The following is a 15,048-nucleotide window of genomic DNA, read 5'->3' on the forward strand; positions in this document are numbered from 1 at the left end:
GACCATGGGGAAGTGTTCCGGTTTTGCGCTGTCCCCACTGTGGGGCGGTGGAGACCGGAGGATAAATCTCAAAGCGGTCCACATTGGGCGTCAGCGCGTGGTGCCGCGTGCGGCAGCCTCTTGAAGTCCCTTTTGGTAGTCATCAGCGAACCTTTTTCGCCAGGAAGCACGCACAGGGTCTGAGCGGCGTTCAGCTGTTTGCTGCTGGATCCGCTGGGCTTCAGCCCGCGCTTGGGTTTTTGCCGCCTCGGAGCGCTGCAAGGCGCGTTGCCGCCGGCTGTAGACAGGCTGGCCGTTCACCCGCCAGTGGTTGAGTCTGCTTTGAAGGAGCGCGGGAAGGCTCAACGCTCCGTGGAAACCGTCGTGACGGTGCTCGGTGCCGTCGGGCTTAGTATCGAGAGCGTGCAGGACATCGTTTGGTGTGTAACCGGCACGGAAAAAGGGTGCCAGGATCCGGGCGAGGTGGCGTGAGCGCAGCTTACGGAGGGGCGGTGAGTGCCATTGGACGGTACGGGCCGCTTGCAACTCGTTGAAGTCGCGGGTTGCCTTGTCGTTGGCGCTTGTCGTTTTATCAGCAGGCCATTGCAGATCTGTACGAGCGGTCGCTATATCGGCCACCCATTTAGTGGCCGCCTCAAAATAAGATTTCAGTGTGGGCGAAGCCCACGCCTTCATGCCTTTGGGGGTTGATTTTCCTTTGGGCAGGTTAGGGTTGCCATTTATGTCCACAGCGAGTCCGAACATGCCCAGAAGCGGATCCAGTTTGCACTTGGATTCCATGCGCTGCACTTCTTCTTCACCGAACCTGGCCAGTTCCTCTTCGGTGGCGGGACGGCAGAGGACGTAGACGGCCCTGTCGGCCATCCGTTCGTCGCGTTCGCCGGCCTTGAAGAGGTTGGTCTCTCCGCTGCAGTTTTTGGGGGTGTAGATCGCTGAGCGGCCGCCAGCGACGATGGCGAGGAAACCGTGGCGCATCAGCCAGCGTTTGATGCGTCCTAGGGTGCCTTGGCCGATACCGGCTGAGGCCAACAGATAGGCGTTGCCCGGGGTCACCGTATGGCTGTTGAAGTCGAAGCCCAGAAGTAAAAGCGAGGCCACGGCGAGGAGGTTTCGGCGGAAGTCGGATCTGCGCCAAGTGAGCTTGGGGTGTTGGCGGATAGCTTCCAGCCAGTCGAAGTCCGTTGTCAGCGCGCAGCTGCCCTCAGGGACAGCGCGAAGGACGTTTTCCTCGTTCCGTTCCACCATCCGGTTAAGGCGCCGGGGGGCTTCGGTGCGTTTCGAATGCTCGCCTAGTAGCGCGTGGTCGCGCTGCTTCCAGACGCCAGGCAAGCCCTGCACCGCCACATAGCCGGGGATTCTCGGCGTGGCCTGTCCCTGCTCGCCGCAAGGCACAACTCGGGCCGGGACGTGCGTTGACGCCCGGGCAGGGTCCGGTACCATAAGGGGGACAAGACCTTTCAGTTTGAAGGGAACACAAAGGGACCGTCCCTCGCGGGAAGGTTCTGGTATCCATCGCCGGCACAGTCGCCAAACAGAGACGGTGATGGAAGGATTTCGGAAGCCCCGCACCTAGTGCGGGGTCTTTCGTTTAAGAAGCGGCCTGTATGCGCAGCTCCTCAGCTTGTCGGTTTATCTTGGGGAAGACCGGCAGGCCGCCGTTCTTCTCCAAGTAGAGGACCAGATCCTCAAGGTAGAGGCCGACTGACCGGCCAGAGTTCGCAGCTGCGCTGTTTATGGCTTTGCGGCGCTCCGGCCTCACTCGGCCCTGCAGGAGCACCAGATCAATGCCGTCGGGGTGACGGACGCGTCCTGGTTGTGCACTCATAGCTTTAACGTGTCACGCGACGAATGCATACGCAGGGATCCGCGCGGGTGTGTCGAGCTTAATCTTGCTCGGCGTCCATCCTGTGGCTTCGCGGCCCCTCATGACACGTGGTAAAAAGTCCATGACTCCAATATGTCATAAACTCCAAAAATTTTGGATATGGGTCAAGCTGCATGTCACGACCATGCCCGTCGCACTATCTCATCGACGGGACCGGAGCCTCCGCGGAACAGCTCCCGGGTGGCTCTGAGCGAGCGGAAGTAACGGCCGTGTTTGTCGATGCGCCAACGTGAGATGCCGAGAAAGCTAGCGGCCGCCTTCCGCTCCATGCCAGCCTCCACACAGATACGGACTGCGGCGTAGATGACCTGGTACGCCGCCTCGTGCTCGCGTGGGACCTCTGCCAGCACCTTCTGCACTGCTGTCTTTGCATGTTGGGGAGTAGTCATGGCGTCCTTCTAGTCGATCGACAGTGCGGATCCCAGCTCACGTTCTGGCTTTTTCTGGCGTCGCGCATATGCAAACAGCGCAAGGCCGATGACGACCAAGGCGGTCGAGGCGTAGGAGATGAGCATGTAGACGTAGGCGAGGTCTTTGGACCCATACCATTCCGCGGGATAGCTACCGGCCCGCAGCAAGGACAGCGTGAAGCCTCCAGCGATCATCCCGGACGCCACTTTCCCAATGGCCAAAGGGTTCCGACGGGCGTCCAAGTAGGCCGGCCGAATCAGGGGTGCTACGACGTAGGCAACATAGATCAGGACCAGCCAGGTGTTAAGGCGGACGCTGGGCTGCGTTGCATAATCAAGCAGTTGAGGAGAGGGAGCGGGGCCGTCCGTGGCCAGAACCGTCAACAGGAGGCCGGTAGCGGTGAGGCCGAGCATGACCGCACCGGGCATGCCTACAGTCCAGCGTCTGGCGAATGTTGAACCGTAGGCCTGGCTGAGGTGGCCTCCAAGAAACGCCACGGCGACCAGAGCGCAGTATTTCGAAAGCAAGTCCGTCGCGTTCGTGATGGGCATGATGGAGTCGACTGCGTAATACACGGGTGGTACAAGAAGCAGGTAAGCCAGTGTGAGGAATATTCCTGACAGCGCGACGTTTCTGCCTTTTCCCTTGAGTGCATGCTGATATCCCGTTGTAGGGGCATTGAGGCGCTTGAACGTCAGGCTCCCCAAGAGAATGAGCATCAGAGTGGGTACAACGGCCAGTACCTTCATCCCAGGAGCTCCGTCATCTTCTCTGCGTATTCGCGGGCCTCTTTGCGCTGTTTCACTCTGCGCTGCAGGAGGTTGATGCGCGCTGAAATCAGCTCCACAAGGGCGTCATCGGAAACCTCCAGCAGTTCGTCCTCGCGTGCACGCACCTGCCAGCCGCCCTCTGCCGGCGTTATCAAGCCAACAACGACGAGTCCTGAGGCGAAGGACCCTCCGGTCGCCCTGGACGCCGCTACGGCAAGGTGCGGCGAGAGACGGTTCTCCGTGAGGGACGTGATGATGTACGTCAGTGCCATTCCCGATTCCGCGGCCATGCGGTGTCGGAGGTCTCCCGGATCCAGGGCGTCCACCCAGGCACGGTGGGAACCATCATGCGGAAATTCAATAAGTGGAATGTGGCTTCTGAGTTCGCGGGGGTAATGGGTCTTTGACGTCCGGAATTGCAGTTCTGCCATGAGATCCGCGTGGTGGACCTGGCTCAAAACTTCGGCAGCGGACGGTTCCACGGGCCGGGAGAGAACGTCGCGGTATCCCTCGAAGGCCGTGAGAGCTTGAAGCACCCCTAACCCGGCTGCCCGAGCTACGGCGACGACCGTCGATTCAGCCACGTTCCCTCTCCGCAGCTGGTTTCCCAGGGTTCCGCGATTAAGGCCCGTCAGTGCACTGAGGGCAGCCGGGGAAGGGCTGATGGACGAAGTGTCCAGCCAGCTCTTGAACTCTTTGGCTGAGACGGGCACAAACACTCCTTGACGTGACAGGACGCATGACAATGAACCTGCTAAACTGCTACCAATAGTTAAGTATTTTCAAAAACTCACTTTTTGGTATCCATCTTTACTTTAGCTTCTTGGCCGAGTTTAGCCGGGGAGGGGTTCCGCCCATCAGGGGACGCACTCCAAGCACTTTGACCAGACGCCTAGTCGAAGGCGCAAGTTTCGGCGCCCCGGGGGAAGGAACGGTTGTGCAAGACCTAAGGTCGTTCGTCAGAGAACGGACCACACGATGAGCCAACGGAAGTCGTTGGCACTCGTGGCCCTAATCGTCATTCCCGGGATGTTTTTCGGGCTGGTCTTCTCACTCATCCTTCTGCTGAATCCTGCGAGACCTGCGGCGGCCTACTGTGGCCCGGCCTCTGTGGCCCTGGACGGAAACACGAAAGTGGAGGGATACAGCGCTGAACAGTTGAAGAACGCCGCCGCTGTCATGGGAGCCGGTAAAGCGCTGAACCTCTCCGTAAAGGGCCAAACCATCAGCGTCATGGTTGCCTTGGGGGAGTCGGGACTGCGCGTACTGGACTACGGCGACGGGCCCGGACCGGACTCCCGCGGCTTGTTCCAGCAGCGCGACAACGGTGCATGGGGCTCCTACGCGGATCGCATGAATCCGACGATCAGCGCCACCAATTTCATCAAGGCGCTACAGGCTGTACCCGGCTGGGAACTTCTGGAGCCGACCATCGCCGGGAACAAGGTCCAGCGGAACGCGGACCCGTACCACTACCAGAAGTACTGGCCCGAAGCCGTCAAGATCGTCCAGGCACTCTCGGGCGGGGACTTCTCCCTCGAGGGCAGTGACTGCGCCATCCCAGGAAACTCCGGCGCGGGGGATGACTACCCGTGGAAAGACTCTCCGACCTGGCTGCAGGTTGGAGCAGGCTCCGCGGCCGCCTCACCGCTGGGCATGTTTTACCGCGAATGCGTTGACTTCGCCCTGTGGCGGGTCAACCAGCAGATGGGGTCCACCAGTGCCCCGTTCAAGTTCCTGAACGGGAACTTCCGCCCTGACGGGCAGGGCCTCGGTTCCGCCGTGACGTGGAAAGCCGGATGGGACGCCAAGGGCTGGCCCAACGGACACACACCCCGGGTCGGTGCGGTCGTCTGGTACGCACCAGGCGTGGGTGGATCGGACCCAACGTTTGGCCACGTGGCCGTGGTCAAGGAAGTCAAGGCCAACGGGACATATGTCGAAGAAGGCTACAACGGCAACCCGCCGCCGGATGACCACAACTACTACACCCGCACCGTCAGCAGCAGTGTCCCCTCTGCGTTCCTGTACCTGCCCAACCAAGAGGAGAAGAAATGAGAAAGCCCGTTGTTCTCGTCGCGGCGGCCCTGCTGTGCGCTGGCTGCGCGCAGCCAGCGCACACGAATCCAGCTTCCACGGAAACGCGGGCAACTGCCTCGGCTCCGGTGTCCCTGAGCGCCGGCAGCGGTCCGCAGGCACCGGGCGGGACGGTGCCGCCCACGATGGGCATTGCTTGGGATCAAGACAGCAAGGACCGGGCCGTGGATGTCGCCGGGAGGGCAATGGCGGACTTCGCCCGTCCCTCGGTCGGCGAAGAGCAGTGGGCCAATGATCTCGCCCGGTGGCTCACCCCGCAGGCCACCGCCGACTACTCGGCCGTGGACCCTACCAACATCCCGGCTAACCGCGTCACCGGTCCGGCCACGTTGACGGTGGATGAAGCCAACGGCTACGGGGTTACGGCTGCTGTCCCCACCGATGCCGGGAACTACTCGCTGCAGCTGCTCCGCACAGGCAGGGACGCCCCGTGGAAGGTTAACCGGTTCACTCCACCAACGTCCTAAGCGCCACCTCATCCACCAGACACGCAAAGGAAGAAAGCTCATGGTTACTACACCAACCGAGGTCCTGGCCTTTCCAAACATCAAGGCCATCGTCCGCGACAACGGCACCGCCGAAGTCGTCGTTGCCGGTAACTCCCGCGCAGTTCCGGACGGCCAAACACTGCAGGAGCTCCGCGACAACGCCCTCGCCCTTATCGTTGCCGAAGCACAGACCTTGCAGCGCCCCGTGAGGGTCCAGATCGAGGATCCCGAAGGGCACGGTGAACTAGTCGTGCACCCCGATAACAAGATCGAATCCATCAGCTACGTGCCCCGACCGGCCCGTCGTCGATCGCAGGCCCCGGCGACGACTGCCGAGACGGTAGGCCCGGCAGTCGTTGAGGCCATCCCCTTGGCTGCTGCTGAGCCGGCAACCATTCCTGCACAGCCTGCCCCGGTTGAAGCTACGGCGGAGGCGATTGAGCGCCAGCCGTGGCCGCCCACCCCCATAGAAACTGAGGAAACGGAGCCTGTGAGTCCGGCCGTCCGGAGGATCGGCGTCGCTGACGCTGAATCGCCAGCTGCTGCGGCTCCCGAGGAACCCTTGTCCCGGCGCAGCCTGAAGGAGACCTCCTTCCTGGTCAGCACCCCGGTGCTGGAGCCAGCCACGCAAGGCTGGCGCGGCACCCTGACCCGCCTGGGCCTCCGGATGGACCCCTCAGCAGAGGAACTGGCCGAGCGCGAAGACATCCGCACAGTGAGTCAGCACTGGCCCGGTCCGCGGACCATCGCCGTGGTCAACCGCAAGGGCGGGGCCAACAAAACCCCCACGGTGGTAATGCTCTCGGCCATCCTTGCCCGCTACAGTGGAGCGGCAACGGTCGCCTGGGACAACAACGAATCCCAAGGCACCCTCGGCTGGCGAACCGAGAAAGGCGCCCACGACCGCAGCGTCCTGGACCTGATCGATTCCTCCACCGAACTTCTCTCTCCATCCACGAACGCGGCCGAGATCGCCAAGTTCGTCCACCACCAGACCGCCGACAAGTTCGACGTGCTGCGCTCGGATGAAAACGAAGAAGGCGACCACGAAGTCACCGCCGAGGAAGTGGACATCGCCCACCAGGTCCTCACCCGCTACTACCGGCTGGTCATCATGGACTCCGGCAACACCGCCCGGGCAGCGAACTGGCGCCGGATGATCGACCACACCAACCAGCTCGTCGTCCCCGTCACCGCCATCGAGGACCGGGCAGAAGCAGCCCGGCTGACACTACAGACCCTCGAATCCCGTGGTGGCCACGACGCCGAGCTGGCACGCAACGCCGTGGTGATCGTCTCCGAGTCCACCGACGCCAAGCGCAGCATGACCGGGGACGCCCTCAAACGGGCAAAGGCTGAGGCGCAACGGATCGCGGACGGTTTCGAGCCATTTGTCCGCGCCGTCGTCCGTATCCCGTACGACCCGGCCCTGGTCAACGGCCCCATCCGTTATGAAGCCCTCCAGCCCGCGACCCAGCGGGCATGGCTGGCCGCCGCGGCCGCCGTCGCCAAGGGCTTCTAGACACCCAACAGCGAACGAAAGGAAGGAGGAACCATGCAACTGTCTCTGAACCCCTGGATCACCAGCCCAGACGAAAGCAACGACGAGGAAACACCCGAGGTGCACGTCCCGCCAGCTGCCGTGATCAGCACACCGCTGAGGGGCATGGTGGAGCCGGACACCGCGGACCGACTGGCCAACCGCGTAGTATCCGGGTCCGCGATGCTGTGGATTGTTGGTAGCCACGGGGGAGCCGGTGAAAGCCGCACCGCAGACCTGATCGACGGAGCACGCCCTACCGGGCACTGCTGGCCTGTTATGCAGGACAGCAGCAAGCCCCGGGTGCTGCTGGTCTGCCGCAACGATATGCGCGGCCTCACCACCGCGCAAAGCGCCCTGACCCAATGGGCATCAGGAGCAACACCCAAGGTTGACCTTATCGGCCTCGCCATCCTGGCAGATGCACCAGGAAAGACCCCCAAGGCGCTGCGCGACTTCGCAGCGATTATCGGCGGGGGCGCACCACGACTCTGGGTCCTCCCCTGGGTCGAGGCATGGCGGCATGGCGACTGCACAACGACGCCACCGGGCAGGGAATACCAACGCTTCATCACCGACGTAGCTGCTCTGGCTACGGAACCTAATCCACAGCACTAATCACCGAAAGGTCTCACCATGAACGTCATCACTGCCATCAGCACCAGCACCATTCCGGACCCGACTCCTGTCGTGCCCGCCGAAGCCGGCGGACTGCTCACCGTCCTGAACTGGGCCTCTGGTATCGGCCTCGTCCTTGGCGTCCTGGGCGTGATCATCGTCGGCATCGGCATGGTCATCCAGCTCCGTCGTGGAGAAGGCGGGGAATCAATCGCCAAACTCGGCTGGGTCCTGATGGGCTGCATCATCATCACCGGCTCCTCAGGCATCGTCCGCGCCTTCGTCTAAACCAGCACCAACAACGGGAGGTTCACCGTGAGCCAGTCACCAGAGAGCACCACCGAGTCCAATCCGTTCACCAAGCCCGGTTTCATCATCGCGGCCGCGCTGGTCGTCGCGCTGATCGCAGCAACCATCGTCATCTTCCTGCTCCCCAAAGAACAGGGAAACGCCCAACCAGCACCCACGCAGACCAGCTCCGCCCCGGCGATCCCCAGCACGTCTACTGCCTCTGACGAGAGTGTCTGCGGACTCGCTGCCAGTAACGACACAGCGTTGGGCACCGCACCCAAGTCCAAGTGGGAGTTAGTGGGAACCATGGCCGTCCCAACCGACCCATCCAACGTTGGCCCTGGCGCGGTAGGCAAGGACGGTCTGAGGTCCTGCTTCGCGCAGTCGCCCACGGGAGCGCTCTACGCCACGGCCAACATCTGGGCTGCCTCATTCAATGGCTATGCGAAGCAGGTTTACCTGGAACTCTCAGCTGACAGTCCCACTCGGGACAAAGCAGTACAGGCAATAAGGGAGGGCAAGGACGTCGGAGGGGGAACCACCCCGAAGGTGCAGATCGCCGGCTTCATCATCCACTCGTATACGCCCAAAGCTGCGGTCGTAGAGCTAGCAATCAAGAGCAGTGACGGGGGATACGGCGCTTTCTCGACATCCCTGCTGTGGGAAGACGGCGACTGGAAGATGGACATCCCCGCCGCCGGTGGAAATGCAGTCCGCCAAATCAGTGACCTGAGTTCATTCATCCCTTGGGCCGGCGCCTGACATGGCAGAGAAAGAGTGCGAAGTTTGGAACGCCCTCTGCTGGACCCAACAGGGTGCCAGCAATGTTGCCGCCGGTATTGCAGACGATGCCATCAACAACCTCGCCAAAGCCATCATGGAGGGGATGAGCCAGATGGTGACCACGCTGTCGACCTTCTGGGTTTCAATGCCGACCGTGAACTTGGCCAGCCAGGACGGAACTGCAAGCCCCGTTGTTTCGGTGGTGAACAGTGAGCTGATGCCGTGGACTCTGGCCCTTGCTGTCTTGGCGGTCATCCTGGGTGGTATTCGCTTGATCTGGGAGCAGCGGGGTGCGCCCCTGAAGGATCTGCTCCGGTCCCTGCTGACCCTGACGCTTGTCTCCGGCCTCGGCCTCGGCGTCATCTCCATTCTGGTGGTCGCCGCTGATGCCTTCTCCGCGGTGGTGATCAATCGTGCTACCGACGGTAAGGGTTTCGCAGAGTCCCTGAAGATCCTGGTGATGACAAACCAGACCGGCGTCGGGGTGTTCATCCTGATCGTCCTGGGCTTGATCGGGCTGATCGCGTCCCTGGTCCAGGTCGTGTTGATGGTAGTGCGCAGCGGCATGTTGGTAATCCTTGCAGGGATCCTCCCAACCACGGCCGCGTTCACGAACACTGAGATGGGCCGGCAGTGGTTCCAAAAAGCTGTTGGCTGGACTATCGCCTTCATCCTCTACAAACCAGCCGCTGCGATCGTGTATTCGGTCGCGTTCCTGCTGATGGGCAATGGGAGTAGCAGCAGCGCCAATCTGGTTCAGCCCATCACCGGATTCACGCTGATGGTCGTGGCACTTTTCGCGTTGCCGGCGTTGATGCGGTTCGTGACCCCGATGGTCGGTGCAGTTGCCTCTGGTGGAGGCGCGGGGGCGGGAGCAGCTGTGGGAGCAATCGCAACCGGTGCGGTTTCGCTTGGCCGGGGTGGCAGCGGCAGGGGCAACGCATCCCCCGTTCCCGCATCTTCAACGAGCACGTCAAACACGCAGGGCATGCACGGCGGCAGTTCGCCGAAGGGCAGCGACGGCCCCGCCGGCCCTCGGGGTGGAGGCGGGCAGCCCACTCCGAGCAGTAGCGGACCGGGCGGGGCCGCCGGCACTGATGCAGCAGCCAAGGCAGGGACCGGAGCAACCGCCGGAACGGCAGCAGTATCTGGCTCCAGTGGAGCGGTGTCAGCGGCAGGAGCCGGTGGTAGTGCAGCGGCAGCGGGGCCGGCCGGAGTGGCTGTGGCCACAGGTGCGAAGTTGGCGTCCAGGACGTCGCAGGCAATTGAAAAGACAGCGCAGGATTCAGCAGGGGAGGGCCCCAGTGGCAGCAATTAACACCGAGTACAAAGAACCGTCCTACGGCAACTGGCGCGTACCGCGCTCAGCTGGCCTGGCCAACCTTGGGGCGATCGGGACGGCTATTGTCTTTGCCGGACTCCTGATGGGCATTGTGAGCTTCGCTGTGTGGGGTTTGCTCGCGGGCCTGGGCGTCCTTGCCTTTGCCGGTGTCATGGCTTTGCTGCTGACAGTCAAGGACAAGCACGGCCAGTCCATTGTTGACCGGTTCGGCACGCGGATGGCGTTCAAGCTCTCCCGGTCCTCCGGAACCAATCTTTACCGTTCCGGCCCTCTGGGCGTCACAGAGTGGGGCATGTACCAGCTGCCCGGGCTGGCAGCGAAGTCCACCCTGTACGAGTTCACCGACTCCTACAAGCGCCTCTTCGCCATGCTGCACGTCCCCACCACGGGTCACTTCACCGTGATTTTCTCGACTGAACCTGACGGGGCTTCCCTCGTTGACCCGGAACAGGTCGATGCCTGGGTGGCGAACTGGGGCGGCTGGCTCGCTTCCCTGGCCGACGAAGCCGGCCTGGACGCCGCGGCCGTCACCGTTGAGACGGCACCGGACTCCGGCTACCGGCTGCGGAACGAGGTCATGATGAATATCGACCCGGATGCCCCTGAGTTCGCCCGTAACATGCTGGGCGAAGTCGTGGACACGTACCCGGAGGGATCGGCAACGGTACGGGCCTGGGTGTCCTTGACGTTCAACGCCGCGATTCGGGCCGGGGCCAAGAAGCGGAGCCCGGAAGACGTTGCCCGTGACCTCGCGTCCCGGATCCCGGGCCTCTCAGCACGGCTGCAGTCCACCGGCGCCGGGATCGCACGTCCCATGTCCGCCCAGGAGCTCTGCGAGGTCGTGCGCGTCGCCTACGACCCTCCGGCGGCGCTGATCATTGATGAAGCCCACGCCGCCGGTTCCCCGGTGTCCCTGACCTGGGGCGAAGTCGGCCCCACAGCGACACAGGCCAGCTGGGATGACTACCGGCACGATTCCGCCTTCTCCGTGTCCTGGACCATGACTGGTGCACCGCGGGGATCGGTGAACTCTTCCGTCCTGTCCCGGCTGCTGGCACCCCATGGGGACATTGACCGCAAGCGCATCTCGCTGCTGTACCGTCCGATGGACTCGGCCCGCGCTGCCGCCGTGGTCGAGCGGGACCAGAACAACGCCAATGTGCGCATCACTTCCGGCACGAGGCCATCGGCCCGCGCCTTGGTCGATGCCCGTTCAGCGGCCCAAACCGCCCAGGAGGAAGCCCAGGGCGCCGGGTTGGTGAACTTCGGCATGGTCGTCACGGCCACCGTGACCGACGCCGGTCGCCTCCCGGATGCCGTCGCTGCCATCGAGCAGACCTCCGGCACCGCCCGGGTGCTGTTGCGCCGCGCCTATGGATCCCAGGACACCGCGTTCGCCGCGTCCCTGCCCCTGGGGCTGGTATTGCCCAAGCACAGCATGGTTCCGTCCGAGATTAAGGATGCCCTGTAATGGCCCGAGTAAAGCTCTTCACCCGACCCTCCGAGCACAAGGCCGCTGCGGCCCCGAAGAAGACGGGGAAGCAGCCTCGCGAGGCTGCCCCTGGTGCGCGTGGCTGGCCCGGCCGGGGCGGGGGCATGGCACAGCTCGTTCCGTCCGTGAAGGAGTACCGGGGAACCACAGTTCAGGTGTGCGGGCTGTGGCCGTTCTCTTCCGGTGCATCCTCACCCATGATCGGTATCCCGCTCGGACGCCACGAGGAAACCCAGGCCACGGTCTGCTGCGACCCGATCAGCTGGTTCCAGCGGGCCCGGCTGATTTCCAACCCCTCGGCGTTCATCCTAGGCAAGCCCGGTCTGGGGAAGTCCACGGTCGTGCGGCGGATGTTCATCGGACTCTCCGCACAAGGGGTGCACCCCCTGATCCTGGGCGACCTCAAAGGCGAGCACGTCAAAGCCGTCAGGGCCCTGAGCGGTCAGGTGATCCGGCTTGGCCGCGGCGTCGGGTACCTGAACATCCTTGACCCCGGCCAGGCCGTTGAAGCCGCCCAGCTCCTGGAAGACAACGGCCATCCTGAAGACGCGGCACGGGTCCGCGCCGACGCGCACGGCCGCCGCCTGACCATGGTTGTTTCACTGATCACGATCAGCCGCAACAGCCCTCCCACCGATCAGGAACAGACGATCCTGGACCGTGCCCTGCGGATCCTCGATGAACGCTTTGACGGGGTTCCGGTATTGAAAGACCTGCTGGACGTGATCGTGTCCGCACCTGACGAGCTGCGCCAGGTCGCCCTCGACCGTGGAGACAAGTCTGTCTACCTGCAGGAGACGCGGGCGCTGGAAGCCACCCTGTTGGGGCTGACCGGGGGCGGGAAGCTCGGGGAAATCTTCTCCCGGCAAACCTCCGAGCCGATGGTGCGCAACCGTGCCGTGGTCTTTGACGTCTCCAGCATTGATGAGACAGAAACGGACCTGCAGGCCGCGGTACTGCTGGCGTGCTGGTCCTACGGCTTCGGCACCGTCAATGTCGCCAACGCCCTAGCAGACGCCGGGCTGGAGCCACGTAGGAACTATTTCGTGGTCCTGGACGAACTGTGGCGTGCTTTGCGGGCTGGGAAGGGGATGGTGGACCGTGTGGACGCTCTGACCCGGCTCAACCGCTCCGTCGGCGTCGGGCAGATCATGATCTCCCACACCATGTCCGACCTGCTGGCTTTGCCGGCCGAAGAGGACCGGATGAAAGCCCGCGGATTCGTCGAACGCTCCGGCATGGTGATCTGCGGCGGCCTGCCGGCCTCGGAGATGCCCCAGTTGACCTCCGCCATCCCGCTCTCCCGCCAGGAGCAGCAAAAGCTCGTCGGCTGGCAGGACCCGCCCGCGTGGGACTCCCGCGGCGTCGATGCTGAGCCGCCGGGCCGGGGAAAGTTCCTCATCAAGGTCGGCGGCCGTCCCGGAATCCCCGTCCAGGTCGGACTCACATCCCTGGAGAAAGGCCCCGAAGGCATCAACGACACCAATGCCAAGTGGAGCACCACATCGGAAACCCTGCTTGAACCGGCGGCCCCGGCCCTGCCCAGTGAAGGAGCATCAGAATGAGCGCACCCAACCGCAAAGGAATCGGCGTCGGTGATGCCCTGCTGGTCTGGCTGGCCATCGGCTTCATCGTCGTCTTCGTCGGCGGCACCTACGCCGCCCTGCATGTCGGTTCGTGGATGGCTGGCATCGACGCCCCGCCAGCGCACCCGATCGATCTGATCGCAGGTCTGATCAAAGGCCGCGTGCCGTGGCCTGCGGAAGCCACCATCGTTGTCTGCGTCATGGTCGGGCTCGTCCTGGCTTTGGCCATCGTCGTGCTCGCGGCGTGGCGGCAAGGTGCGTCCAAGCGTGCCCGCGTCGACAAAGCCGCCCGCTACCTGGGCCGCGGCAAGGCGTTGGCCGCATTCTCCGAGAAGGGAGCGAAAGCGACAGCTGAGCGGCTGGGCGTGACGGACACGCCAGGCATCGTCGTGGGCAAAGTCGTCTCCACCGGGCAAAAGTTCCTTCAGTCCTGGGAAGACCTCAGCCTCGACATCTGGGGGCCTCGGACCGGTAAATCAACCTCACGGGTGATGCCGGCCATCCTGGACGCACCCGGGGCGGTGGTCTCGACGTCGAATAAGCGCGACGTCGTGGACGGTACCCGTGGGGTCCGTGAGAGCACCGCGCCCGTGTGGGTGTTCGATCCGCAGAAGATCGCCCAGGAAGAGCCGGACTGGTGGTGGAACCCGCTCTCCTACGTCACCGACGAAGAGAAGGCGTACAAGCTCACGCAGCACTTCTCCGTGGGTTCCCGCGTGCCTGGGTCAAAGCCTGACGCCTACTTCGATCCCAAGGCAGAGGACATTCTGTCCTCCTACTTCCTCGCTGCCGCGCTCGGGGAGCTGCCGATCACGCAGGTGTATCTGTGGGTGACGGAGCAGGTGAACCGGGAACCGATCAACATCCTCAAGCAGCACGACTACGAGCTGCAGTACAAGGGCCTTGAGTCCACGCTGGAGCTGGCGGACAAGCAGCGTGACGGCATTTTCGGTACCGCCGAGAAAATGATTCAGTGCCTCAAGAGCCGGAACACGTTGCGGTGGGTCGCTCCCACTGCTGGGGCGACGGTGGCCACGGATACCCGCCGCCAGTTCAACCCGCACGCCTTCGCCGCGTCACAGGAGACCATTTACATCCTGTCCAAAGAAGGTGCCGGATCCGCCGCCCCTCTCACCACGGCCCTGACGGTAGCGATTGCCGAGGCAATGGAAGAACGTGCCGAACGCAGCGGCGGCCGGCTTCCTAAGCCGGCCTTGTTCGCTCTCGATGAGCTGGCCAACGTGGTCCGCTGGGCCGGCCTGCCGGACCAGTTCAGCCACTACGGCTCCAAGGGCCTGATCGTGATGGGGATCCTGCAGTCTTGGTCCCAAGGCATGGAGCTGTGGGGAGAGGCGAACATGCGGAAGATCTGGTCCGCGGCGAACGTGAAGGTCTACGGCGGCGGCGTCGCGGAAGAAGGCTTCCTCCGTGCGCTGTCCGATCTAATCGGGGACTACAGCTACATCAATGTCTCTACGTCTTCGGGGAAATCCGGTTCCAGCCGATCCCGGCAGGAAGCCAAGGAACGGATCTTTGATGTCTCCAACCTGGCCGAGCTGGACCGCGGCCGCGCCGTGGTCCTCGCCTCCGGCGCACCCGCCACCCTGGTGCGGACCATGCCCTGGTACACGGGCCCGCACAAGGAATCAGTGGAGGCGTCCATCAAGAAGTACAGCCCTCGCCCTGAAGAACCGGCCGTCGTGATGCCAGCTGAGCCGGTGGCCAATCCCTGGGTTACGACGTAG

General features: G+C 63.4%; 15 protein-coding genes. 10 read left to right on the forward strand and 5 right to left on the reverse strand.

The genetic code is table 11. From position 1 onward, the window contains the following. Positions 1-90: 90 nt before the first annotated feature. The 5 genes from FDP28_RS19715 to FDP28_RS19735 form a co-directional block, all read right to left on the reverse strand. Entirely contained in the window at positions 91-1,344 is a 1,254-nt protein-coding gene (locus FDP28_RS19715) for a hypothetical protein (RefSeq protein WP_144663301.1), read from the reverse strand. Positions 1,345-1,588: 244 nt separating this feature from the next. Beyond that, on the reverse strand, positions 1,589-1,825 hold the full coding sequence (locus tag FDP28_RS19720; protein ID WP_144663302.1) for a hypothetical protein: 237 nt from the start codon (positions 1,823-1,825) through the stop codon (positions 1,589-1,591). Positions 1,826-2,001: 176 nt separating this feature from the next. Beyond that, positions 2,002-2,274 carry a hypothetical protein gene (locus FDP28_RS19725; RefSeq protein ID WP_144663303.1) on the reverse strand — a complete coding sequence of 91 codons (273 nt, stop codon included), beginning with the start codon at positions 2,272-2,274 and terminating at the stop codon, positions 2,002-2,004. Positions 2,275-2,283: 9 nt separating this feature from the next. After that, positions 2,284-3,045, reverse strand: a complete 762-nt coding sequence (locus FDP28_RS19730; RefSeq protein WP_144663304.1) for a hypothetical protein — start codon at positions 3,043-3,045, stop codon at positions 2,284-2,286. Continuing rightward, positions 3,042-3,779 carry a hypothetical protein gene (locus tag FDP28_RS19735; protein WP_144663305.1) on the reverse strand — a complete coding sequence of 246 codons (738 nt, stop codon included), beginning with the start codon at positions 3,777-3,779 and terminating at the stop codon, positions 3,042-3,044. Before FDP28_RS19735 ends, FDP28_RS19730 begins: the two co-directional genes overlap by 4 nt. Positions 3,780-4,044: 265 nt before the next feature. On the opposite strand from FDP28_RS19735, the gene FDP28_RS19740 reads away from it, so the two are divergent. From FDP28_RS19740 to FDP28_RS19785, 10 genes are read left to right on the forward strand one after another with little or no spacing between them, the layout of a single operon-like run. Next, on the forward strand, positions 4,045-5,124 hold the full coding sequence (locus FDP28_RS19740; RefSeq protein WP_144663306.1) for a CHAP domain-containing protein: 1,080 nt from the start codon (positions 4,045-4,047) through the stop codon (positions 5,122-5,124). Next, on the forward strand, positions 5,121-5,630 hold the full coding sequence (locus tag FDP28_RS19745) for a hypothetical protein (protein WP_144663307.1): 510 nt from the start codon (positions 5,121-5,123) through the stop codon (positions 5,628-5,630). The genes FDP28_RS19740 and FDP28_RS19745 overlap by 4 nt, the downstream gene beginning before the upstream one ends. 40 nt (positions 5,631-5,670) lie before the next feature. Then, positions 5,671-7,173 carry a chromosome partitioning protein ParA gene (locus FDP28_RS19750; RefSeq protein WP_144663308.1) on the forward strand — a complete coding sequence of 501 codons (1,503 nt, stop codon included), beginning with the start codon at positions 5,671-5,673 and terminating at the stop codon, positions 7,171-7,173. Between the two features lie 33 nt (positions 7,174-7,206). Continuing rightward, positions 7,207-7,809, forward strand: a complete 603-nt coding sequence (locus FDP28_RS19755) for a DUF6668 family protein (protein WP_144663309.1) — start codon at positions 7,207-7,209, stop codon at positions 7,807-7,809. Between the two features lie 18 nt (positions 7,810-7,827). After that, a complete protein-coding gene (locus tag FDP28_RS19760) occupies positions 7,828-8,097 on the forward strand; it encodes a hypothetical protein (RefSeq protein ID WP_144663310.1) in 270 nt (89 codons plus the stop codon). A 27-nt stretch (positions 8,098-8,124) separates the two neighbouring features. Continuing rightward, positions 8,125-8,862 (forward strand): DUF8175 domain-containg protein, encoded by a 738-nt coding sequence (locus FDP28_RS19765; RefSeq protein WP_144663311.1) that lies wholly within the window; start codon positions 8,125-8,127, stop codon positions 8,860-8,862. A gap of 1 nt (position 8,863) precedes the next feature. Next, positions 8,864-10,201, forward strand: a complete 1,338-nt coding sequence (locus FDP28_RS19770; RefSeq protein WP_144663312.1) for a hypothetical protein — start codon at positions 8,864-8,866, stop codon at positions 10,199-10,201. Next, the gene (locus FDP28_RS19775) at positions 10,188-11,696 is read left to right on the forward strand and encodes an SCO6880 family protein (protein ID WP_144663313.1); all 1,509 of its coding nucleotides are present in this window, start codon (positions 10,188-10,190) and stop codon (positions 11,694-11,696) included. Before FDP28_RS19770 ends, FDP28_RS19775 begins: the two co-directional genes overlap by 14 nt. Beyond that, positions 11,696-13,282: a helicase HerA domain-containing protein gene (locus tag FDP28_RS19780; protein ID WP_144663314.1), complete on the forward strand. Its 1,587-nt coding sequence runs from the start codon at positions 11,696-11,698 to the stop codon at positions 13,280-13,282. Before FDP28_RS19775 ends, FDP28_RS19780 begins: the two co-directional genes overlap by 1 nt. Further along, entirely contained in the window at positions 13,279-15,048 is a 1,770-nt protein-coding gene (locus FDP28_RS19785) for a TraM recognition domain-containing protein (RefSeq protein WP_144663315.1), read from the forward strand. The genes FDP28_RS19780 and FDP28_RS19785 overlap by 4 nt, the downstream gene beginning before the upstream one ends.

It is taken from the genome of Paenarthrobacter nicotinovorans, from assembly GCF_007670255.1.
GTDB classification, from domain to species: domain Bacteria; phylum Actinomycetota; class Actinomycetes; order Actinomycetales; family Micrococcaceae; genus Arthrobacter; species Arthrobacter nicotinovorans_B.